The organism is Pirellulales bacterium, from assembly GCA_035939775.1.
Classification (GTDB): Bacteria; Planctomycetota; Planctomycetia; order Pirellulales; family DATAWG01; genus DASZFO01.
The window spans coordinates 1-23,138 of the sequence record DASZFO010000334.1 but is presented as its reverse complement, the minus strand read 5'-3'; the positions used below and the strand labels follow the sequence as shown (position 1 = coordinate 23,138).

19 protein-coding genes and 2 tRNA genes are annotated in these 23,138 nt (G+C 60.9%); 10 read left to right on the top strand and 11 right to left on the bottom strand.

Going from position 1 to position 23,138, the window contains the following annotated elements:
* Nucleotides 1-66: 66 nt before the first annotated feature.
* The 3 genes from VGY55_21345 to VGY55_21335 form a co-directional block, all read right to left on the bottom strand.
* Complete coding sequence (locus tag VGY55_21345) at nucleotides 67-660, bottom strand: HNH endonuclease (GenBank protein HEV2972528.1); 594 nt, start codon at nucleotides 658-660, stop codon at nucleotides 67-69.
* A gap of 678 nt (nucleotides 661-1,338) precedes the next feature.
* Nucleotides 1,339-1,413 (bottom strand) — tRNA-Asp (locus VGY55_21340).
* A gap of 152 nt (nucleotides 1,414-1,565) precedes the next feature.
* Nucleotides 1,566-1,637 (bottom strand) — tRNA-Phe (locus VGY55_21335).
* Between the two features lie 597 nt (nucleotides 1,638-2,234).
* Here VGY55_21335 and VGY55_21330 point away from each other — a divergent pair.
* From VGY55_21330 to VGY55_21320, 3 genes are all read left to right on the top strand, one after another.
* On the top strand, nucleotides 2,235-2,612 hold the full coding sequence (locus VGY55_21330; protein ID HEV2972527.1) for a metalloregulator ArsR/SmtB family transcription factor: 378 nt from the start codon (nucleotides 2,235-2,237) through the stop codon (nucleotides 2,610-2,612).
* Nucleotides 2,609-3,088: an SRPBCC domain-containing protein gene (locus VGY55_21325; protein ID HEV2972526.1), complete on the top strand. Its 480-nt coding sequence runs from the start codon at nucleotides 2,609-2,611 to the stop codon at nucleotides 3,086-3,088. The genes VGY55_21330 and VGY55_21325 overlap by 4 nt, the downstream gene beginning before the upstream one ends.
* A gap of 550 nt (nucleotides 3,089-3,638) precedes the next feature.
* A complete protein-coding gene (locus VGY55_21320) occupies nucleotides 3,639-4,106 on the top strand; it encodes a GyrI-like domain-containing protein (GenBank protein ID HEV2972525.1) in 468 nt (155 codons plus the stop codon).
* A gap of 17 nt (nucleotides 4,107-4,123) precedes the next feature.
* Here VGY55_21320 and VGY55_21315 read toward each other — a convergent pair whose 3' ends face one another.
* Nucleotides 4,124-7,498: a hypothetical protein gene (locus VGY55_21315; GenBank protein ID HEV2972524.1), complete on the bottom strand. Its 3,375-nt coding sequence runs from the start codon at nucleotides 7,496-7,498 to the stop codon at nucleotides 4,124-4,126.
* A gap of 719 nt (nucleotides 7,499-8,217) precedes the next feature.
* Here VGY55_21315 and VGY55_21310 point away from each other — a divergent pair.
* Nucleotides 8,218-9,408: a 2OG-Fe(II) oxygenase gene (locus tag VGY55_21310; GenBank protein HEV2972523.1), complete on the top strand. Its 1,191-nt coding sequence runs from the start codon at nucleotides 8,218-8,220 to the stop codon at nucleotides 9,406-9,408.
* Nucleotides 9,409-9,592: 184 nt separating this feature from the next.
* Here VGY55_21310 and VGY55_21305 read toward each other — a convergent pair whose 3' ends face one another.
* On the bottom strand, nucleotides 9,593-10,189 hold the full coding sequence (locus VGY55_21305; GenBank protein ID HEV2972522.1) for a GNAT family N-acetyltransferase: 597 nt from the start codon (nucleotides 10,187-10,189) through the stop codon (nucleotides 9,593-9,595).
* A gap of 197 nt (nucleotides 10,190-10,386) precedes the next feature.
* Between VGY55_21305 and VGY55_21300 the strand changes: the two genes are divergently transcribed.
* From VGY55_21300 to VGY55_21280, 5 genes are all read left to right on the top strand, one after another.
* On the top strand, nucleotides 10,387-11,349 hold the full coding sequence (locus VGY55_21300; protein ID HEV2972521.1) for a hypothetical protein: 963 nt from the start codon (nucleotides 10,387-10,389) through the stop codon (nucleotides 11,347-11,349).
* A gap of 149 nt (nucleotides 11,350-11,498) precedes the next feature.
* Complete coding sequence (locus VGY55_21295) at nucleotides 11,499-12,059, top strand: hypothetical protein (protein ID HEV2972520.1); 561 nt, start codon at nucleotides 11,499-11,501, stop codon at nucleotides 12,057-12,059.
* Nucleotides 12,060-12,262: 203 nt separating this feature from the next.
* Nucleotides 12,263-14,143, top strand: coding sequence for a hypothetical protein (locus VGY55_21290; protein HEV2972519.1), 1,881 nt, complete (start codon nucleotides 12,263-12,265; stop codon nucleotides 14,141-14,143).
* 102 nt (nucleotides 14,144-14,245) lie between these two features.
* Complete coding sequence (locus VGY55_21285; GenBank protein HEV2972518.1) at nucleotides 14,246-14,467, top strand: hypothetical protein; 222 nt, start codon at nucleotides 14,246-14,248, stop codon at nucleotides 14,465-14,467.
* A 48-nt stretch (nucleotides 14,468-14,515) separates the two neighbouring features.
* Nucleotides 14,516-17,236, top strand: a complete 2,721-nt coding sequence (locus VGY55_21280) for a response regulator (GenBank protein HEV2972517.1) — start codon at nucleotides 14,516-14,518, stop codon at nucleotides 17,234-17,236.
* A 10-nt stretch (nucleotides 17,237-17,246) separates the two neighbouring features.
* Here the strand turns inward: VGY55_21280 and VGY55_21275 are convergent, their stop codons facing one another.
* The 4 genes from VGY55_21275 to larC all read right to left on the bottom strand — a co-directional run bounded on the left by VGY55_21275 (nucleotide 17,247) and on the right by larC (nucleotide 20,878).
* Entirely contained in the window at nucleotides 17,247-18,161 is a 915-nt protein-coding gene (locus VGY55_21275; GenBank protein ID HEV2972516.1) for a response regulator, read from the bottom strand.
* A gap of 4 nt (nucleotides 18,162-18,165) precedes the next feature.
* Nucleotides 18,166-18,957, bottom strand: coding sequence for a response regulator (locus tag VGY55_21270; protein ID HEV2972515.1), 792 nt, complete (start codon nucleotides 18,955-18,957; stop codon nucleotides 18,166-18,168).
* A 94-nt stretch (nucleotides 18,958-19,051) separates the two neighbouring features.
* Nucleotides 19,052-19,687, bottom strand: coding sequence for a hypothetical protein (locus VGY55_21265; protein HEV2972514.1), 636 nt, complete (start codon nucleotides 19,685-19,687; stop codon nucleotides 19,052-19,054).
* Between the two features lie 15 nt (nucleotides 19,688-19,702).
* On the bottom strand, nucleotides 19,703-20,878 hold the full coding sequence (gene larC, locus VGY55_21260; GenBank protein ID HEV2972513.1) for a nickel pincer cofactor biosynthesis protein LarC: 1,176 nt from the start codon (nucleotides 20,876-20,878) through the stop codon (nucleotides 19,703-19,705).
* A 174-nt stretch (nucleotides 20,879-21,052) separates the two neighbouring features.
* Between larC and VGY55_21255 the strand changes: the two genes are divergently transcribed.
* Nucleotides 21,053-21,820 (top strand): hypothetical protein, encoded by a 768-nt coding sequence (locus tag VGY55_21255; GenBank protein ID HEV2972512.1) that lies wholly within the window; start codon nucleotides 21,053-21,055, stop codon nucleotides 21,818-21,820.
* Between the two features lie 6 nt (nucleotides 21,821-21,826).
* On the opposite strand, the gene VGY55_21250 is transcribed toward VGY55_21255, so the two are convergent.
* Nucleotides 21,827-22,801, bottom strand: coding sequence for a S1/P1 nuclease (locus VGY55_21250; protein HEV2972511.1), 975 nt, complete (start codon nucleotides 22,799-22,801; stop codon nucleotides 21,827-21,829).
* A 33-nt stretch (nucleotides 22,802-22,834) separates the two neighbouring features.
* On the bottom strand, nucleotides 22,835-23,138 hold a 304-nt coding region (locus tag VGY55_21245; GenBank protein ID HEV2972510.1), incomplete at its 5' end, for a DUF1559 domain-containing protein.

The following is a 23,138-nucleotide window of genomic DNA, read 5'->3' as shown; positions in this document are numbered from 1 at the left end:
AGCGCAGGGCGGTAGCAAAAGCAAGGTTTCGAGGACTGCCGTGCTGATCCGGCACACTCGCAAGGCTCATTTTTCCAGCGTGACATTCCAGTACGCCTCGCTCACAAACCGCGACCAGCTTTCGATCCGCGCGCTGTCGCGGGCGTACATTGGCTTCCAGGTCGGCCGGACCGGCAGCTTGCGGAGCTTCATTCCCGCCTGCTGCGGCATCCGATCGGCCTTCCGCTTGTTGCAGGCGATGCAGGCCAGCACGCAGTTCTCCCAGCTCGACTGGCCACCGCGCGAGCGCGGCACGACGTGGTCGAGCGACAGCTCTTCGCTTCCCGGCTGGGCGCCGCAATACTGGCAAGCGTAATGGTCCCGCTTGAAAATGTTGCGACGGCTGAAGCTGACCGCGGCGCTCGGCAGTCGATCGTAGCCGGCCAGCGCGATCACCTCCGGCACCCGCAGCCGCTGGTGCACAGCCTGGATGAACAGATCGCCCTCGCCCGGCGCGATCGTCGACCAATCGGCCCAGGTGTAGAGCCGGTAATCGTCCGGATCGACAACCCGCGCCGAGTCGTTCCACACCAGCACCAGCGCCCGGGCGACGCTTGCCACGTTGACCGGCTGCCAGTTGCGGTTTAGGACCAGCGTCGGGCGCTCGAGTACCTTGGTCATGATTTCACCAATGTCGAAATGTCTAATGACGAATGTCTAAAGAATGACGAAGCACGAATGTCGAAGATCCGCCGCGGCGCGACGAAACTCACGCGATCCTCTTCGTCATTAGACATTCGTCATTCGTTATTTCCTCGGGGGTATCTGGGCGGAGCCGAACCGCCACCGTCTGGCGACCAACCTTCGGTCGGTGCCCGAGCCAGCCGTGCAGAAACCGCTACACCACGGACACCGAATCAAGTATGAAGTACCAAGTGCGAAGTACGAAGTGTGACCGACTCGCTGATTCGTATTTCGGATGATGTCCATTTCACCATCGGGGCATGCTTCATCTCGACCAACCAAGCGGAAGGCAAGGGAGCCGAACCCTCATCTCGACAAGCGAGAACCGCCTTAGCAGAGCGGCCCGGCAAACCGTGTCCGGCTACCTTCCAAGCCGGGGCTAGGGAATCGGGGCTAGGGGCTGGGGAATATCCGCCGACTTCGTCGAATGCACAAACTAGCTTCGTCGAATGTGCGGAGTCCATTCATTTCGCGCCGACCCCGCTTGCGCGTACCCTAGTCCCTAGCCCCGAGCCTGTAGTCCCTCTCCTCAGTTGCAGGTCCGGGTGTCGCGCCCGGCGCTTGGAGCTTATGAGACTCCACTGAGCACTGGCTCACCTGCGTCAATTCAAACGGCGTCCCCGACGGGATTTGAACCCGTGATCTCCTGCTTGACGGGCAGGCGAGCACTCCAGGCTGCTCCACGAGGACGAGCAACCGAGCACGCTTGCCCCAAGGCAAGCGAGCAGGGCGGTAGTAATGATGAAACACAATAGCTCAGGTGGGACTCGAACCCATAGCGTTCATTCCGCGACATCCTGGGTGCCATGAATCCTGATCGAATTGTCAAAGAGCCTTGCCAGTGGGTCGGGAGGCGCTCGAATCCTCGTCTCCTGGTCTTCAGCCAGGCGCTATACCGTCTCAGCCACCAACCCTTGATCCGCAACTAACAAGCCAACGAAAAAGGCCCGGCGTCGCTTGGACACCGGGCCTTCAAGTTGTTGGCATACTTGGTGTTGGCCGAGCGTCACAAGCGCAAGGGGAGCGACGTATTACCCGCGGCGGGCGCGGAGTAAAACGTCGCTATGCGTTCTAGGATCGAACTCAGCCTTAACCAAACCACGGGAACCTCGCAGCCGGAAAAACCGCTTTCAATCGACCTGATCTGCCGAATTGCAGATCATGCTTCGTCCATTCAACACATTAGACGCCGCTGGGCGCCGAGAGGTTCACCAGAATTTCGCAAACAATCTGAATGAAAGCCGAATCCGCGCCGTGACGACGATTTCCGACTTGAACACCGGGGCCACCCATTATCATTGGCCGGGTCCGGTGCGGCAAGCGACTCGATCGACGAAGCGATTACCTAATGGGTAGGAACCGCTCGTCCATAATCGGGGTATCGGCTGGCAGCGGAATACGGTTCAAATCAACGATATCTCCATCAACCACTAATTCAACGAAGGTTGTGTTCATCGAGGGTTCTCCAACGCCCCGCTTGACATATTCCGTAATGAGAATATAATCCCGGCATGTCCCGAGCATCTGCCGCGTCCGACGTTTTCAGCGCTATCGCCGAGCCGCGACGGCGGCAGATCATCGATCTGCTTTCGCGGCGCCGCCGCCTCGCCGTCGGGGCAATCGTCGTGGCGCTGGGACTGCCGCAGCCGGCCGTTTCGAAGCACTTGGGCGTGCTGCGGGAGGTCGGCATCGTTTCCGTCAGCAAGCAGGGGCAACGTCGCGTGTACGAACTTAACTTCAACCAATTGCGGCCGGTCTACGACTGGGTCAAGACGTTCGAACAGCATTGGGAGCGCCAGCTCGACCGCATCCGTGCGCGGGCCGAGCGGCGCGCCCTCGCTCAGTCGAGCGCGCCCGGGCGAGCAACCGGCAAGAAAGGAACCTCATGACAACCGACACACAGCACCAACACTCACCACAGGCCCAACATTCGATCGAAACAGTCGAGATTCAAAAAGCGACCGACATCGCGGCGCCGATCGAGATCGCCTTCGAAGCGATGCTCGACGAGCTTGGCCCAGACGCGCAAATGATGGATGGCACGGCGATGCCGTTCAAGCTGGAAGCATGGCCGGGTGGGCGGTGGTTTCGCGATTTGGGCGATAAAGCGGGTCACTTGTGGGGGCATGTGCAGGTGATCAAGCCGCCGACCCTGCTCGAAATCTGTGGGCCGCTGATGATGTCGTACCCCGCGGTGAATCATCTTCAATATCGCTTTGTCGCCCAAGGGAGCGGAACGCGGTTGACGTTCGTGCATCGCGGCATGGGACTGATTTCGCCCCAACATCGCGAAGGTATGCCCAAGGGTTGGGGACACTGGATCGACAAGATTCGGGAGCGCGCGGAGCGGAAACGGCTCAAATGAATGGAGCGATCGAGCATCTCCGTGCTCGGATGTCGCACCGGTGTTCGTTCCGCGGGTGTCGCTTGAGAAACTCGCGGCGTACAGGAAGCGGATGGGCTGGCGGTTTTTTTTGGGTCTCGTCCGGCGGCAGCGACGTCAATCGCGACTTCGGAATCTCGCTCACGAAGGCGGCATGTCGTCGCCGGTCGCTATTGATCCGCGATTCAAAAACAGGTGAGTATTTGGTATGCTCGGGAACCTGCTGAGCGCGACTGGTGCGCTCGGCGCACTTGTTCAGCACCTCTTTTCGCGGCCGGCTCATTCATCAAAAACAGGAGTACGACAGATGGGAAAAGGCAACAATCGTCAAAAGAACGACAAGAAAAACAAGAAACCCAAGAAGGACGCCAAGAAGCAGCCAAGCAAGGATGCGGGCAAGAATTAACGTTGTCTGCGGACTGCGTCTGCGACGGCCAAAGCCAGATTGGCTGACCATCGCCGGGCGGGGCCGCGGTGCGTATGCTGCTGCAATGCGGGACGCGGAAAAAGGGCCGCCGCGAAGAGCCTTTGAATGGAATACAACGTCCGGCTCGAACAACTTAGCAGTCGTCCGCTGGCGGTCGTGCGCTGTCGCGCAGGATTGCGGGAACTCTCCAAGGTCGTTCCGGAAGCCTGTGGAGCCGTCTGGAATGTTGTCCGCTCGCAACAGATTCCAGGGGCTGGACGGCATGTCGCGGTCTACTTGGACGATCAGATCAACCTTGAAGTGGGCGTCGAGTTAGAGTCCGCGTTCGCCGGATGCGGCGAAGTTGTCGGGTCAGCGACCCCAGCCGGCCTCGTTGCCACAACGTCTCATTACGGGCCTTACGGCCTGCTTCAGGAAGCACATGAGGCGATTCGTCTGTGGTGCGCCGACAATGGGCACAAGTTGGCCGGCCCCAATTGGGAGACTTACGGACACTGGAAAGACGAATGGAATAGCGACCCCACAAAAATCTGCACCGATATCTACTATCTGCTCATCGCGGACGGGGGCTAACGTTGCACGTCTCCGATTCACGTTGGCCATTGTCGGCCGATCGCATCGATCAGATCGTCGGATAATAGAGAGATATCGGCGTCGGCCGCCGAATACCGAGAGGCCGGAGTCGAGGCCGCCCACTCCAGCACATCAGAATCCGCGAACGCAGCAGCGACGGCGTCGCAATGAAGCAACTTGCCATTTCCGTTTGCGACAATGGCAGTTTGCCGTTCGAGAAATGTTGCTGCGTCGGAGGTCGAAGATACGCCGCTGTTCGAAGTCAGTGTAAAGGCTGTTGCGACCGCCGACGCGCTTTCCGCAGTCGTCGGGGCAGGCTGCGGATAACTGGCCATTGCAAGGATCGCCGCGCTGGTGCTGACAGCCGCCACGGAGTTCAGCGGATTCCCATTGGCATCGCTCGCGGCGATCGTGACCATCGCCGGGCTGACCGCCGTGCCGCCGATCACCAAGGCGCCCTGAATGATGTGGCCAGCCGTCAAATTGCTGCCGGCATCGACTGTCAGATTGCCCGTGCCCTCGATGCCGCCGCCGGTCACGGCGAGAGTGCCGGCGCCGGTCAGAGTGAGCGAGCTGGAGCTAGTCCAACCCGGACCCGTAGGGAATGCAATCGTCACGTGTTGTGTGGAATCGAGCATGAACACCATCGGCCCGCCGATCGCCGGCAACGGCGTGAGCAAATTGATTGTCTGCGACCCCGCTGGCAAGGTGAACCGGATCGTCGGCGTTACGCCCGAGATCGTGGCGGCATTCAGCAGCGCCTGACGTAGCGAACCGGGACCGCTGTCCAGGTTGTTCGTGACTTGCGTGGAGACGACGCCGACAGTGTTGAATGCCGCGCCGCCGATGAGGTTGTTATTGTGCGATGTGACGGCCAGCCCGACCTGGGCCGCGCCGGCCATGTTCACAGTCACCGCGGAGCCGATCTGCTGCCAGGTCGCACCGTCGGTGCTATACCAGCCGGCAAAGCCGTTCATCGACCGCACGAGCCTGACCCACACTGGCGAACTCGGCGAAGGCGCGGGGACCGCGCTCACTTGCACAGAGTTAGCGCTGCCGCCGGCGCTGCTCCGCCATTGCAGCGAAACGCCGTTACCGGGTGTGGCCACCACGTCCACGAACATATCGTTGGCGGCCGTGCTGTTGCGGAACATCACTCCCGCCTTGGCCGAGGGATTGCTGTTGACGAGGCTGGTGACCTTGGCTGTGGCAATGCCATCGCCCGTGAAGCTCTCACTCGCGAAATTGAACTGATCGGACGTGTTCCCGATGTCCGAGCCGCCGCCGCTGACCGTCCAAGAGCTTCCATCGAAATAATCATCGCCCGAGTATCGGGGACTACCGATATCCGCGCCGGACCAACCGCTGGGCAGATCGGGGTTGGAGGTCAAGGTGATCGCCCACATGCCTCGACCGTAGCTGTCGGCCACCAGCTCGTTGAGACGCGGATTTAGAACCAGGCCGTTGACAAACACATTGGGGAGACCGGTCTTATAGCGGGACCAGGATGCACCGCCGTTGGTCGAGGCCCAGACTCCGGTGAAGTCGCCCACGAAGATGGTGCCGCTGCGCGGGTCATAGGCAATGGCATGCGTTCCATTGGTCGGCAAGTTGCCGCTGATATTGCTCCACGACGCGCCGCCGTTGCTGCTGTGAAAGACCTGGCCGCCTCCCGAGACGTTGCGGACGATATAGAGGCTCGAGCTGTTGGTGGAGTCCACCAGCACTTGCTGGAAGCTATCCGTGAGACCGCCGGGGGCGGCCAGTTGGCTCCAACTGCCGCCGTCGTTGGTTGTGACGAAGATCGTACCACCGGCCACGGCGTACACACTGTTGGGATGATTGGGGTCGATGGTCAGTGCCTGGATGTTGTTGGTCGAGTTCCAGCCGTTGCTGTTGGGCGCGCTGATGGCGTGCCAGTTGTTGCCCTTGTTTGTGGTCTCATAGACGCGATTCGTGCCGTAGACGAGGCGCGACGAGTTGGACGGATCCATTGTATAAAATACGTAGTAGTTGGCGGGATCGCTTAGGTTGATTCCATTCATGATCCCCGTCCAGGTCGCGCCATTGTCGTCGGACCGCTGTAGGTTCAGTCCTTGGGTTTCTCCATACATGGTGTTCGGATTGGTTTGATCGATCGCGGTCCAGCCGCCGTCGCCGCCGATGACGTCGTTCGGCCAGCCGATGCTGCCGGCAAACTCGACCGTGCTGTTGTCCTGAGTGCCGGCCAGGGCGAAGTTGCGGTTGTACGGGTTCGTGGCGATGCCGATGATTTGGGCGATGGAGAGCGTGCTTCCATTGAGGCTGGTCCACTGCGGGCTTTGCGGGTTCGAATTGGTGAGACGGTAGATGCCGCCGTCGTTCCCCTCCAGCAGACTGCCGTTGGCGTCAAAGGCGATGCCGTGATGGTCGACGTGGGGCGAGCCGATGTTGGTCCAGGTTTTGCCGCCGTCGGTGGTCTCGAGGAATGGATCTGTGGATCCCATGAATCCGAGATTGGCATTGGTCGGACTGATGATGACGTTGCTCATCCCGCCGTAGGCCTGCAGGTTCATCGATGTCCAGCTCGTGCCCCCATCGAGAGTGCGATAGGCGTTCGATCTTCCCGTGCCATCGTTCCAGTAGGTGGCGAACAGCTCGTTGGGATTCGTGGCGGAGATCGCCAGGAACGTGGCGCCGACGCTGCCGCCATGTGGAGCCGAGAGCTGCGTCCAGGTGCTGCCTCCGTTGATGGATTTCCAGACGCCGCCCGCATAGTTCGAGGAGCCATAGAGCACGAGCGGGTTGTTGGCGGCCATCACGAGGCTGAAGAACGTGTCGGCCGAAAAAATGTTGGCCCAGGTGCTGCCCCCGTCGAACGACTGGTAAACGCCGCCCGGGATGGAGGAGAGATAAAGGTGGTTGGTGTTGGTCGGGTCGACGACAATGTCGGTGACCGACTTGCCGTTGAACTGCGATTGCCCAAGCAGCGTCCAGGTGCTGCCCCCGTTGGTGGTCTTGAGTACGCCCATCCCAGGCGCGGTCGACCAGTCGCCCGTTCCGGCATAAACGGTAAGGTGGTTCATCGGGTCGATCGCGAGCGAGCCAGTCGTGAGTACGGCCTGACTATCGGTCAGCGGGACCCAACTAGCGCCGGCGTTTGTCGATTTCCAGACGCCGCCGCTGGACGCGCCGAGATAGATGACGTTGGCATCGGACGGATCGGGCGCGACGGCCATGACGCGCCCATTCCAGATGCTGCCCATCGGGGCCGGACCGAGATTGGTCCAGGTGTTGGCATTGAGGGGGATGTTGCTGGGCACGATTCGGTCTTCCAAGACCTCGAGCGACAGCTTGCGCCGGCTCGTGGGCCTTGGCTTATCTGGCTGCTGGTGCCGGAAGTAGCGCCTCATGTTGATCTCACGCGGCGGTCTCTTTCGGCGACCTTTTCAGCGATCGGAAGCGGCATCCCAGGAACGTCGCCGCGAAGATTGCATGGAGCGGGGTCGCCGACCTTCATAACCAGGACCGCTCTTGCGATGTGCGGCGATATCAGACGAGCGACGGAGGCCTTGGTCCGCCGCGGATTTGGACTTGCGTAATGAAGCTTTGCAGCGCTCATTATGGCTTTTGGAAACTCGCCTGGAATGAGATTCTTCGTTTTTGGATAAGCTTTTTTACAAAGACGGATACGTCTGACTCTTCTCGCGTCGGAGCGCGGCTCGTGCAGGCGTTTGACGAAACGCCCGCGTTGTTCTTGAACGAGTTCCGTGGGTCGCGATCATCTCGCGAACCTTTTGGTTGCTTTTCGGTCTGTGATTGTTATGCAATACGCTCCAATCTTCCTCAGTTAGTGCATCCCCCTGCGGCCGTCATTCCGCATCTCTCCGCGGAACGCGGGGATTCTCTGCACTTTCAGCCTAACCGAGAACCGCCGACGACTGTCCCCCGAACTCTCCCTCGCCCTTGACGGGGGAGGGCCGGGGTGAGGGTGGCCGGAGCAAAACGGGGACCGTCCCCTTTTCCCAGGCGATTCTCGGATAGTTACTTACGGCACACTTTCGCACGCGTGGTCTGCGTCGCCGTCCATCGCCTCGGCCGGCGCCTCCGTGCGCGCATCAGCGAGGAAGATATGAACACCAAAAAACAACGAGACAAGATTCGACGACGCGCAAACCGCATGGCTCAAGAGGCTTGGGACGCGGCAGAAGATAACCATTTCGATCTGGCCGTCAGAATCATTCGGCGGGCGGTTGCACTTAATCCGGCAAATCCCGTGCTGTGGCACGATCAAGGAAGGCTACTGCTCGAAATACAACAGGGCGAACCGGCGGCTCAAGCGTTTCTGGCGGCGATCCAGTTGGCTCCCGATTTCGCGGAAGCGTATGCAAGCCTGGCGGCAATCCGCGCTCGCCAAGGGAAGATGGAGCAGGCCGTGACACTCGGGCGCGAAGCGGCTCGACACGCTCCGGATTCGACCCGCCACAAGAACGCGTTGGCCGGATACGAAGCGTTGCTGATTGACGGGTGCAACGCGCCGGAGCACGCTGACGCGGGACTTCCAACGGACGAGCGGGGTGGTCAGGTGGAACTGCCGATCCGCGACCGCTGGCCCGAGTTGACAGGTCGCATAGACAGCCTCAACTGGCCGGAAATCGACGGCCAACTCTCGGCCCGTGGCGTGGCTCACATGCCGGGCCTGCTCCCAGCGACAGATTGCGAAGCGCTCCGCTCGATGTTCGGCCAGGATCGACGGTTCGCCAAGACGGTCGCCATGAACAAGAGCCGCTTCGGAAAAGGCGTCTATCGTTACTTTGCGCACCCGATTCCACAGCTTGTCGACGCCATCCGACAGCTCATCTATCCATACGTTTCAGAAACTGCCAACCGATGGCAGTCGTTGCTAAAAAACGAAGAACGGTATCCGCCAACTTGGTCCGAGTTCCGCGATCGCTGCGCCGCGGCGGGACAAACCACTCCCTCGCCGTTGCTGCTGAGCTACGAAACCGGCGGCTTCAACTCGCTCCATCAAGACATCCGCGGCGAAGTGTTTTTCCCAATCCAACTCGTGGTGGTCCTAAGCCCGCTGGCTTCCTCCGTGAACGATGCAAGCGGATTCACTGGCGGCGAGTTCTTGCTGTGCGACGACTGCGAGCGCCACGCGATCCCGGCCGGGTTGGGCGACGCCATCTTGTTTTGCACTTGCGCACGGTTGGTGCGACTGGGCGCCGGCTACGGATTTCAATCGGTCAAGCATGGCCTAGCTCGCATCGAGTCCGGGAACCGCTTCGCGATCGGCATCCCGTTTCACGAATTCAGATGAAAAGATGAAATGCGCAGTCGCTGCTTCCGCAGTAGTATTGTTGGAATGAAAGAGGACGAGAAAAAAAACGGGAAAAACCGTTACGCGACGGCGCGACTCAATTCGGAAACGAGTTGCGTCGTTGCGTCCCCTTTTTACCGCCAATCGGCAACCGCATCGGGTATTGAAACAGAGCCGCTGACTCCTAGCTAAGGTAGCGCCGGGAGTAGAGCTTGCCACCTTTGAGTTTTCCCACGAGTTTGAAGCCGCAACGACGAGCAACAGCAAGGGACCGAACGTTCTGAGGGTCGATGAGCACACTCGCCGTCCGGTAGGGAGTTGCAGTCGCGAGATGCGCCGAGAGCAGCTCGACCGCCCGCGTGGCGAATCCCCTGCCGCGGTGGCTGGGAAAGATGAAGTACCCGAGGTTGACCTCGTCGCCGTTCAGCCAGTCGTGCTCTCGGTCGTGGTCGTAGTCGACCCAGCCGACCGTCTCGCCCTTGACAACGATACAAGCGGTGGGACCGGGATGGTTCGAGCCAGGACCGAGCCATTGACGATGCTCGTCATCTCGCGCGGCGATGATGAGCGGGACGTCGCTCGGCAGCGGCGCCCGAATGGTTACCAAACCATCGCTCATCGTTTCAAGTGCGACATTCTGCATAGTTTCCAAAGTTAAGCTGCCGCTATTGCTCGCGTCAACGAGGCCCTCAAAGAGCAGGAATTGCGATGCGCTCAGGGCCGGTAGGCCCGACAGGTAATAGCTCCGATCGTAAGATCGGAATGCGATATCGCGAGTCAATCCCGATCTTTCGATCGGGCTATTTCCTTTCGGCCCTCCGGGCCTACGGCAAGCCGTTGCACCGCAATTGCTCGCAGCCTTTGCGATGTGAAGATACCAATGGCGATGCCCCCGTGACCCACCTCGCGCCAAGTCACGCAACTCGAGCCTGCCGGTACCGACTGGAAGCTGTCCATGGAGCGTGATAGCCTGATCGCATGGTCACCGCCTTGCGCACCGATTCGACGATTCAATGGCTTCTCGACGGCGATCCAGCCATTCGCTGGCAGGTCTTGCGCGATTTGCTTGGCCGCGGCGAGCGGACCGTGGGGCGGGAGCGACGCAAAGTGGCGCGGGAAGGATGGGGAGCGTCGTTGCTCGGCAGGCAGGAGGCCGACGGCAGATGGGCCGGTGGGCAATCCTCGGACGGCGGGCTTTATTCCCCCAAATGGATTTCAACGACCTATTCGATGCTGTTGCTCCGTGACTTCGGCCTGCCGGCGGGAAACCGGCAAGCGAAGAAGGCCTGCGCTCTCCTGCTCGATCAGGGCCTGCAGCGCGATGGCGGGATCAATTACGGCTGGAGAGGGCGCAGTGAGACGTGCATCACCGGCATGGTCCTCTCGATCTTGTCCCACTTCGAACCTGACGACGACCGTCTCGACGTCCTCGTGGATCACCTGCTCAAGCAGCAGATGCCGGATGGCGGCTGGAACTGCCGGCGGGATCTTGGCGCCACGCATGCCTCGGTCCACACCACCATCAGCGTCCTCGAAGGGCTGCGCCACTACGAATTGCGTCGTCGGCGCAAACGGGCGCTGCTAAAGGCCGCCCAGCGCCGCGGTCGCGAGTTTCTTTTGGTGCACAAGCTGTTCCGATCCCACCGCAGCGGCGAGATCATCAAGCCGATCTTCATTCGATTCTCGTTTCCGCCGCGATGGCACTACGACATTCTCCGCGCTCTGGATTACTTCCAGGCAGTCAATGCACCGCGCGATGAGCGACTCACCGATGCCCTGGACATCGTCCGCGGCACGCGATGTCCGGATGGCCGCTGGACTTTACACAACTGCTACAAGGGCAAGACGTACTTTAAGCTGGAGCCGGTTGGCGCGCCCAGTCGTTGGAACACGCTACGCGCGCTGCGGGTGCTAAAGTGGTGGGAGGGACTGCAAGACTGATCGGTGCGATCGGGGGCTGCGAAAACGTTCTGTCTGAGAGGAGAAGAGAACGGGACATTCTGCTTTTTCAGGCAACCAGAATGTCCCCGGTTCGATCGTATTGGGAGTACACTCTGAAGGTCATGCGTCTATATTGGCTCAGTCTTGTTATGCTCGTCGCCGCGGGTTGCGGGTCGACTGAAGTCGAGCATCCGCCGCCGCAGATTGTTGGCGAGCGTATGAACGCGCAGGGCCAAGTGATTCAAAGAATTATCACGGATCAAAGTTTCACGATAACCACACACCCCTCGCCTGAAGGTCCTCATCGACAGGTTGATTCGAAGAACATCCGATACTTTCTTGAGGAAAAGGATAAGCCCCGGCGTGAGTTATCGCCCGCACATTCCGAACTAGCCTGCTGCGAGTCCTACCTACCGGTAAGCGGAAGCGACTTGTGGGTAGGTGCCTATCTGAACATCAATGCGTACCATTTACCGCCGAAAAATCCGGAGTCGTTGTATTTCGAGTTGAATGTCGTCGTGTTCGACACCCAGCAATTCGTAGCTCACCAGAAGTTCGATGCGACATTCGATAAGTCGCCGACCGACGCCTTCCGGCTTGAGAACGGTAATCGAACGCTCATTATTCGCTCACCCAACCGGCTAAAAAAGTACGACGTTATTGCCGGCAGATTGACTGACGCTGAACCCGGTACGGAACCTCCGAAATAGATGCGGACGAGTTCGACGACCCTATTTTTTCGTGACGCTGGGATCGTGCCTTGCCAATGTTTGCGTGCCGGCGACGAATACGGTGATAGTGCCGATCCTCCGCTCAGTTGGACATTGGGTTTGGCAATTGCTATGCTCGACGGCGGCGAAGCACTTGTCTCGTTTTCGGTTGAACCGTCTTCGCTCAAAGGAGGGAACTCGAAATGGTCGCCGCTTCCGGATTTACCGTTTGGGCTTGGTTGTTGATCTTTGGCGGCGGCGGTCTTCCGCTGCCCCTCTCACTGCCGCCGTTGCCGGAAGATCCCGTGATGGCCAGCGCGGCGCCCGAGGAATGCCTCTGGTATCTGAGTTGGTCGGGAACCGCGAAGGCGGACGCCGCGAGTAAGAACCAAACCGAGCGGCTCTTGGCCGAGGAAGAAGTTCAGCGTTTCAGCGCGGAACTGGAGCATCGGATCGTGGCCGCGCTTCGTGAGCATGCCCAGGGTCCCGAAGCCATCGCCGCCCAGGAGGCGCCGAAGCTCATCAAGGTGGCGTTGACCCGGCCGGCCGCGCTATTCGTCTCGGATTTCAAGATCGGGCAGCGGGGGCCGGATATTCAGGGTGGCATGATCATCAATCTCGGCGACCAAACCGACGAGGTGAAGGGTTCGCTTGATCGGCTGGCGACTCTACTGCCACCGGGAATCTCCGCGGGCGGAAAATGGCAGCGGCTTCCGACGCCCGCAGGCGCGCCGGTCGTCGAATGGGGCATCGACGCCAAGTATCTGATCGTCGGCGTCGGCGAAGGTTCGGCCGACGGCATCGTCGCGCGAACCAAGGGGACTCCGCCGAACTGGCTCGTCGCGATTCGCAAGCGGCTGCCGGTCGAGCGCCCGGCGATGGTCCATTTTCTGAATATCAAGAAGATTGTGACGCTCGTGCAAGAGGCCGGCGGCCCTGGTCGCGGCGTCCCGCCGCAAGTCCTCGACGCGCTCGGATTGAACACTCTCACCTCGCTGGCAAGTGTCAGCGGCCTGGACGGGAGCGGTTGGACGAGCCGAGAGCTGCTCGGCATGGAAGGCCCGCCTGCGGGCATTTTCAATTTGACCGGCGACGATCCGCTCGCGCCCGCCGATTTGGCCTCTATCCCGGAAGATGCGACGTTCGCTTTTGCGGCGCGACTCGATCTCGACCGCGTGTATCGCGGCATCTCGAGCATCGCCGGAAAGATCGACCCTCGGGCCAGGATGCAATTGGAGCAAGGACTGGCGCTCGCGGAGAACCATCTGGGGATCGATTTGTCGCGAGACGTTTTTAAGGCGGTCGGCGATACGTGGTGCGTTTACAGCGCGCCGAGCGAAGGGGGACTGCTCGTCACCGGGTTGACGATCGTCGCGCCGGTCCGCGATCGCGAACGCCTGGTGAAGGCGGAGGAGCGGTTGAGGGCTATCGCCAATGCGGCTATCGGACCGGCTCGTGGCGGCCCGAATTTCCCTGGGCCGCGCCCCGAATCGACGATTGCCGACTTCGAATTCCGCGGCAATCAGGTTCACTTTATCAACTTCGTCGGCAGGCCGATGCCGATTGCGCCGGCGTGGTGCATCACCGACAAGGAACTGATCGTTTCGCTGTCACCGCAAACGATCAAGGCCCACCTCTCCCGGCCGGCGGGCGCGAAATCGTTGGCCGACGTGCCGGACGTGGCCCATCTGTTCGAGGGACAAGAGCGGCCGATTCATATCGCATATGTAGACACTGCCACGATGCTGCGCACGTTGTATCCGCTCGTGCAGTTCGCGTTCGACGCCATCTCGTCCGAGTCACAACGCGAAGGAATTCAGCTCGACGCGTCGATCCTCCCCTCGGCTGCCGCGATCCTGCCGCATCTGGCCCCTTCCGTCAGCACGGCGTCGATGACGAAGGACGGGCTGCTCGTTGTGCGGCAGGGAACATTGCCGATGGAATTCGAGACGCTGCCCCTGATGTCGATGCCGCTGTTGTATTTCTCGCGGCGGGCCGTGGAGTCGCATGCGCGGAGCATGCCAGCGACAAGAATCGAATCGGTTCCGGTTAAACCTGCCGCCGCGCAACCTGTGAGTCGATAAAAGCTCTTTCGCGGGCGGCGGTGGCGAAGTCAATAGCGTGTCGAACGATTGAATACGACCGCAGTTTCTAACGATTCCGAATGCGGCGCTCCCCCTTGCCGATTGGATGTGATCTGCGAGGGGGACGCGCTGTCGATGGGCATTCGGCAAGGCGAGGCCTGGCGCGACAAGCTGCAACTGATTGAGCCGCTGTTGCCGCAGTTGGTAGCGCTTCGGCTCGCTCAGCCGCGGTGGCTGCCGTTTCGCCCGCTGGGATCTAAACTCCGACTCGGCTCGCGATCGCCGCTTTGCGCCTGCTTCGAGGCGGAATACACTGGATACTAGCGATTGAGGTCTCTCCGCCGCACGTCGTACGTGAAGAGGAGTTGAACTTTGAGCAGGTTCCGGAGCCGGCAGTCTTGGCTGTTTGTTCGACGATCCGCTGGCCTTTGGGCGGCGGTGGCCGCGTCGATTGGCGTGCTCGCCATGGCGGGTTGGGCGTTCGGTTCGGAGTCGCTCCGCGGCGTTCTTCCGGGGCCGCTGGGAACTTCACTGCTCGTGCTGTTCACGGCGACCATCGTCGTGGCGTTCGTCTGGTACACGGCCCATTGGCTCAACCGCAACGACGAGGAGCATCGCCGCATCGAACAGACGCTCGAGGAGGAACGGCATCTGTTGCAGACGCTGATGGACAACCTGCCCGATCATATTTATTTCAAGGACGAACAGAGCCGGTTTTTGCGGATCAGCCGCTCGCACACGGTGAAGTTTGGTCTGAGCGACCCGCAGCACGCGGTCGGCAAAACCGACTACGACTTTTTCACCGAGGAGCACGCACAGCAAGCGCTCGGCGACGAACAGCAACTGGTGCGTGGCGAACTGCCGATCATCAAAAAGGTGGAGAAGGAGACCTGGCCGGATGGCAGCGCGACTTGGGTCTCGACCTCCAAGCTCCCACTGCGCTCGAAAGACGGCCGAATTATCGGCACATTCGGCATCTCGCACGATGTCACGGCCAGCAAGCGGGCGGAGGAATTGAGCCAGCGCGCCCAGCAGGCGCTGCGCGAGGCCAAGGAGGCCGCCGAAGCGGCGAACTTGGCAAAAAGCTCGTTCTTGGCCAATATGAGCCACGAAATCCGCACGCCGCTCAACGCCGTGCTCGGCATGACCGAACTAGTGCTCGGCACTCAACTGAACGCGGAGCAACGCCAGTATCTCAATATGGTTTACGAGGCGGGTGAGTCGCTGCTGGGGGTGATCAACGACGTTCTCGATTTCTCCAAGATCGAAGCGGGAAAGCTCGAACTCGATCCGATCCCGTTCAATCTCCGCGATCGACTCGGGGACGCCATGCGGTCGCTGGCGTTTCGCGCCCACAGCAAACGATTGGAATTGGCTTGCCGCGTCGAGCCCCGTGTTCCCGAGCGGCTGATCGCCGATCCGATCCGACTTCGGCAGGTGGTGGTGAACCTCGTCGGCAACGCGATCAAATTCACGGAGCATGGAGAAATCGTCGTCAACGTTTGCACAGGAGACGGAACCAGCACTCTTCATTGCTCGGTCCGCGACACCGGAATCGGCATCGCCGCGGAAAAGCAGGCCGCCGTGTTCGAGGCCTTCGAACAGGCCGACAGCTCGACGACGCGTCGCTACGGCGGCACCGGCCTGGGTTTGGCCATTTCCACTCGACTCGTCGAATTGATGGGGGGGCGGATTTGGCTTGAAAGCGAATTGGGACGCGGCAGTACATTCCATTTCACCGTGCCCGTGACCGTTGCCGCGTCAGATTCCGCCGAGCCCGAGACGACGCGCGCGACAACCCTCCGCCAGATGCGGATACTGGTCGTCGACGACAACGCCACCAACCGGACGATCCTCGCGGAGATTCTGACCAACTGGGAAATGCGCCCCGACCTTGCCGCCGGCGCTGACGAAGCGCTGGCAATGATGCGGGCGGCGGTGGCCGTGGCCGATCCGTATCTTGTGGTCCTCGCCGACTGCCACATGCCCGATGCCGACGGCTTTGCCCTCTCCGAGTGCGTCCGGCAGGAGCCGCAATTGGCGAGCGCAGTGATTTTGATGATCAGCTCCAGCGATAAGCCCGGCGACATCAGCCGTTGCGAGGAAGCCGGCATTTCGGCCTACTTGATGAAGCCGATCAAACAATCCGAGCTGTTCGATGCGATCGTCGCGGGGCTCCGGATCAGTCCGACGGACGAAGGGCCCACTGAGGCCCTGTTGACAAGCCGGCGGCGAACAATTGGCCCACAACGCATCTTGCTGGTCGAAGACAGCGTCGTAAATCAAAAACTAGCAGTGGCCCTGCTCGGGCGGGCCGGTCATACGATTACCGTGGCCGACAATGGCCGGATAGCGGTTGATCGCCTCAAGACCGATGCGTTTGATATCGTGTTGATGGACGTGCAGATGCCGGTGATGGACGGGCTGGAAGCGACGGCAGCGATTCGCGCGCGGGAGCGTCAAACCGGCGGGCACGTTCCGATCATCGCGATGACCGCCCATGCGATGAAAGGAGACCGCGAGCAATGCCTTGCCGCCGGCATGGACGGCTACGTCGCCAAACCGATCCGAAGCGAGGAACTGCTGGCTGCCCTGGAGGAATTCGCCAAGAAAACGGAACTCCCATCCGATACGCCGCCGCGCGAGTCGAAAACCTCGAATCTCAAGTCGGACGTTCATTCATTCCAGCCGGGCCCGTCGCACTTTCCAAAAACCCGTCCACGCATTCCCGACGAAGGCCAACTCGCTAAGAGCACCTTCAGTGCGACAGATGCTCTGCGGAAGGTCGGCGGCGACCGCGCGCTGCTCGAGGAACTCGCTGACGCTTTCCGCGCCGAATCGCGAACGCTATTGACTCAACTTCGCGAGGCGATCGAAGCGACCGACGCCGCTTCCGTTCGCCGCGCCGCCCATACCCTGAAAGGCGCCGCGGGAGTGTTCGGCGCCCATCCGGCGTGTGAAACGGCCAAGCAACTCGAATCGTCGGGAACGTCGGGCGATCTATCGCATGCCGCCGAGCAGTTCGCGTCTCTCGAGGTCGAAATTGACCGGCTCAACCGCGCGCTCGAAACCCATGCTTCTCTCCGGCCTTGATTCATGCCTTTCAGGCCTCGTTCAACACAGCCACGCGTTTCACCATCGTGATTTCATTTCCCGTCGAATTGTGGCGAACCTCGTCCATGAAGGCGTGGATTAGGAGCAGGCCGCGGCCGCTGACGCGTTCCAAGTTGGCCGGATCGGTCGGGTCGGGCAAAAGGGCCGGATTGAAGCCCGGTCCCTCATCGCGAATTGAATACCATACGCCGCCACGCGATTCCTCGGCCACGACGAACACGCGCCGTTCGCGATACGGGGATTCCCGCCGCCGTTCGTCGAGCAGCCGATGGTAGACCGTCTCGTCATCCTCGCGCAATTGCGAGTTGGCTTCGAGGTTGCCATGCTCCATCGCGTTGGCCACTGCCTCGCGCAGGGCCATCCCGATCTGCGTCTGTTCGGTCTCGTCAAAGAGATGAAAACGGCTCAGATTATTTTGAAGGCGGCCGATTAGCGGCGAAAGCAGTGCGCAATCGTTGCCCAGCACGAAGCGCGAGCGTGTGCGAGTGAGATGCCGCGCGGCGCGCTCGGCGGCGGTGGCTGCCCGCGAATGGACCAAAACATTCTCCAAAGTGCGAAACAGATCGCGACCGAGGTTCTTCTTGGCGACATAACCGGCTGCGCCGATCCGCAAGGCCGTCACCGTCGTCTCTTCACTCCCGGCGGCAGTCATCAGGATGATTGGCAGTCCCGGGTGATTCCCTCGCAGGCGCCGGACAAGTTCCAGGCCGTCCATCTCGGGCATCACGAGGTCCGTCAGCACCACGTCGGGTGGCTGGCGCTCGACGGCCTTGAGCGCTTCGTTTCCATTGGGAACCACGGTCACCTGGAATCCTCCGCGGACCAGCCGTTGACGGAGGTCCATCGCCTGTGTCGGGCTGTCGTCCACGACCAGTGCCCTGCGGAGCAACGCCGGATTGTGCATTTCGTCACCTCGCCGCGCGTTTGATCAGCGTGACTTGCGTGCCGTCGGCGCTGAGCGTTACTCGGTCCATGAAGCTCTTCACGAGCAGCCAACCGTCATCGGCTTCAGACCCGAGGCGGGCCGTGTCATTGCCACCCAGCAACTTCGTGGAATCATAGCCCGGCCCCTCATGCCCAACGACGAAAACTGCTTCGTCGCGCGCCAGCCGGGTCTCGATCCATGCCGGATTGCCGCGATGCAGGGCACTGCGCAGGGCCGCTTCCAAGGCAATTCCGACCCGGGTTCGCTCGGTCTCGTCGACCAGTTTAAGTTCGGCCATGTCGGCCTGCACATGCGCCACGATCGGGGCAATCGCCGCCAAGTCATTGCCTAGTTCAAAGCGGGTCTCATACTCGATGAGAAACTCCGACAACCGCGCCTGTTCGCGATCCGCCTCGACGACCGCCAACAAATCGCGAATCGTCTCGAGCAGGTCCTTCTCGAGATTCCGTTTCGGAACGTAGCTGGCCGCGCCGGCCTCGAGCGCACGAGCCGCCACTTCGTCGCTGCCGAAGGCCGTCATGAGAATGACGGGAACTCGCGGAAATCGTCGATGCACCGCCTCGACGAGTTCCAGACCGTTCATCCGCGGCATGTCGAGATCGGTCAACACCAGATCGGGTGGACTCCGCTCGATCGCAGCCAGCGCTTCAATCCCGTCGGGAACCGCCTCCACGCGGAACCCCGCGGTGATTAAAAGATGCTTGATCTGAATCGCCTGGGTCGGGCTATCTTCCGCGATAAGAATGCTGCTCATCGCCGCCTCCCCCTAGAGATCGACCGTCCCGCTACTCACTCCATTGTAGTGCGAAGAAAAGGCAGTGTGCCAGGGCGGTAGCCGAGGACGACGATTATGCCGCCGGACCCGTTCGGAGGCTGAGGATCAGTTCGACTTCTCCGACCTGGCTGCCGATTTGGTTGGCGATCGCGGAAGGCGACATTCCGGCGTCGGCCAAGGCATAGACCCGCTCGAACCGCGGATTGCCAGCGATTTTGAACGGCTTTGAAGACGGTTTCGATGATTTGAAGGCTGCGATTTCACGCGGCGCTGCCGGCGAGTTGTGCGGCGTTTCCGAGTTCGGCACGGCACGATAGCCGTGATTAAGGACTTCGTCTTTCGTACTTCGTACTTCGTGCTTCGTACTTGTCGTCCTGCCGACCGCGGCTTCGAGGCGTGCCGCGGCCTCATTCGCCTCGCGGATCAACAATTCGAGCACGCGAATCTTGCTATCCAATTGGCCCGAGAGTTCGCGGGCCAATTCGTGCATCGCGACCTCCCATTTTTCATGGTCGGGCGGAGGCACCGACGAAGTCTTAATTGGTTCCGACTTTCTAACGGGCCGCGCGGTGGGAACTTGGTACTGCGTGACCTGGCGAAAATAACGCCGCGAGCGCACCAACAGAACCACGATCACCAGCCCGAGTCCTAGGAGGAATATCAGTTGAGCGCCGCTGGGGCCGCCGGCCGATTCCGCGAGCACGTCCATGTGCAACTGGCTCCTTTAAATTGCGCCAGGGTCGAACGCCTTTTGTGCCGCCTCGATCACCACTCGCAACGGCAGATTCTTTTCCGCGGCCACGCGCCGACACGTTTCGAACTCGGGAGAAAAACTGGGCGGGTGCCCCGGCATCAGGGCCAGCACGCCGTCGATCGGGCCCCACGCGGTGATCACTTCATGTCGCCGGCGATCCAGCTTCCGGCGGCTCACCGGCCAGCGGCGAACGCCGAGCGTGGTCGTCTCGCGGAACAGCACCGCCTCGACCCGCTCGATGTCGGCGGCACTGCATAAGACGCTCAGCATCACACCTGGCCGATTCTTCTTCATCTGGATGGCGGTCGTATAGACATCGAGCGCCCCGGCTTCCCAGAGCCTGGTAGTGCAGTAGCCGATTAATTCGCCGCTGGCATCGTCGAGGTTCGTCTCGACGACCCAAATCTGTTCGAGCGTCGCCGCGTCGTCCGCCGAGGTTCCGACCATTAGCCGCAGAACATTCGGTTGCTCGGTTAGCTCGCGGCTCCCGGCGCCGCAGCCGATCCGCGAGATTCGCATCGGCGGAATTGAGCCGAAGCTCTCGACGAGCGTTGCCAGGATGGCGGCTCCGGTCGGGGTGGTCAGTTCCGCTTCCACTTCGCTGGCGGCCAGCGGAACACCGGCCAGCAATTCGGCGGTCGCCGGGGCGGGGATGCTGCATCGGCCGTGCGCGATCGTGACAAAACCTCGGCCAGTGGGGATCGGCGAGGCGACAATTCGCTCGACGCCGAGCAGTTCCCAACCGATGGCGGCGCCGACGATATCGACAATCGAATCGACCGCTCCCACCTCGTGAAAATGGACCTTCTCGATCGTCGTGCCGTGGACTTTCGCCTCGGCCTCGCCCAGTCGCGTGAAGATTCTTCGCGCCGTTTCCTTTTGGCGATCGGTTAGTCGGCTGCGGTCGATCATCGCCGTGATGTGATGCAGGTGGCGATGGGCGTGCTCGGGGGGATGCTCGACCGCAACGTGCAGCGCGCGAAACCCTTTCCGCTTGACTTCGGTGGCCACGATCCGGCAATCCGCGACCCCGAGTGAATCGATCCCGGCTTGAATTTCGGCCAGATCGACGCCGGCATCGATCAGGGCGGCCAGCGTCATATCGCCGCTGATTCCGCTCGGACAATCGAGATACGCGATCTTCATAACAGCCGAGTATATGCGGGACGAGTGGATCGCGGTATGTCTGTTATCGCTCATAACTTGCGAAATGCGCCGAGATGCCAGCACGGTGGCCATTGACCTTGACCCGCGGCGGGGTTTTCGGTTGAATCCGCACGCTCAAATTCGCCCGATTCGCCAGCCACGGAGACCATCGAGATGGCCACGGTCAGCTCCTGCCAAGGGATTCGCAATTACGTGCTCGACCACATGCTGCACGCGCTGCGGGCGACGCCAGCCGTCGATGAGCCGTTCTCGCATTTCTACGTGGAGAACTTCTTTCCCGACGATATCTACGCGGAAATGATGGAGCACCTGCCGGACCCGGCGGCCTACAAACCGCTCTCCGTGGAGAATTATCACAATCGCGACGGTGTGAGCACCCGCGACGTCATATCGCTCGACGAGCAGCACCTAGCCACGTTGCCGGTCCGCCAGCGCGAACTTTGGGAAGGAATCGCCAAGGCGCTCGCGGCGCCGGAACTCAAGTCGCTCGTGTTTCAAAAGTTGGCGACCGATCTATCGGCGCGATTTGGCGTGAAGCGCGAGGAGGTGAGCAAGATTGTTTCCTATTGCAAACCGTCGCTGTTCCGCGATCTGGACGGCTACGAAATCGCCCCGCATCCGGACGGGCGGGCGAAGATCGTCACGATGCAATTCTACCTGCCGCGCGACCGCTCGCAGCTCGAGCTGGGCACGGCTCTCTACCAGCGACGGCTGACCTCGCTCAAGGGGCTATATTCGTGGCACGGCCGATTCGAGAAGGTCAAGCAATTCGCCTTCCAGCCCAACAGCGGCTACGCATTCGCCGTCTCGAACTCGTGGAACAAGAAAAGCTGGCACGGCCGCGAATCGCTCCCAGAAGGCTGCGGCGTGCGCAACACGCTTCTGAATATCTACTTCGCCCGCGACGACCGGCAGTATTGACGTCCGTTATCTCATCGACTGACTCAGTAGATCCGCCAAGCGATATCCGGCCAGAGCGACCCGGCGACAGGCCACTTCGCGGGCATTCGCCTCGTAGCCCTCCGGCAACTCGGGGATGTCGTCCAACTGAATCTCGCGGTTTTCCCAGCCGCGCCAGCTCGCTGTCTTCAGTTTGCCGTTGAGATACGCAAGCGCCACGGCCAGTTCGTGGCTCTCGGCGGCCCACGAGGCGACGGTTGGGTGCTTTTTCAGTTCCGGCATTTTGTCCGGATCGTGGACCGAAGAGGCCGTGATCGTGGTCGCGATCTGATCGATCGCCACGTAAGTCGTCCCCGTGCCGAGCAGATCATCCCAATAGGCGTGCAAGCCGGTCGGAGTGCCGTGGGATCGCACGGCCAACGCGTTGCCTCCCATATCGCCGCGGCGATTTTCGTCGTTGTAGAGCGAGATGCAATGCAGCGGCTGATGCACGTCGCCGACCAAGTGGAGAATCCAGCAAAGATTGATCGCCTTCTCCTCGTTTGTGCTGTCGGAGTGGCTGAATTTCAAGACGCAATCCGGCAGCGCCGTGAGCAGGCTCGGATCGTTCGGTTTGAGCTGCGCGGCGTCGATCGTATCCTTGTCTTTCGGGGCCACGAACGGGAAATCGACGTAATGCCAAGGGCCATGATGATACTTGGTGATCGATTCAGGCTTGTTTCCCGAGCGGTCCGGCCGCACCAAATCGGGCCAAACCGCGGCCCGCATGAAGACCCACTCCGCCGCGTCCACGTCGTCGGGCTTGCTGTCCAAGAGCAACGACTCGTAATGCGGATGCGCCTTGAGGATCTCGGCAATGTGCCGTTTCTGTTCGGTGGACAACCGGCGATATGCAATCAGGGCCACGGTCATGTGGCCCGTCTCGTTCCAGGCCAGAGCGGACGGCGCGAACCGAATCAACAGCACAAGACCAACGATCGCAATCCGCAGGCGACGAATCATGAAACCCTCGAATCGACGCGGGCCGCGGCGCGATCAGAATGCATCCGACGGGATCGCTTCATATCCGTTGCGCGTGCATAGTCCGCGAACGACCTCCGGAGCGGTCAAATCCGAGAGAAAATGGACCGATCCGTCGCAATATAACATGTTGACTCCGCCGGCATGATCGGAATGGAATTGATCGGTCCCGATCGCATCGACATCGTTGATAATTCCCGATGTGTCGATGCAGTTCGTTCCGGCCGACCAACAGCCGCTCAATCGCCAACTCGGGCCGTTGCGTGCCCCGCGTCCGCTCGCTTCGCCGACCAAGATCGTCTTGGTCATCCCGTCGGTG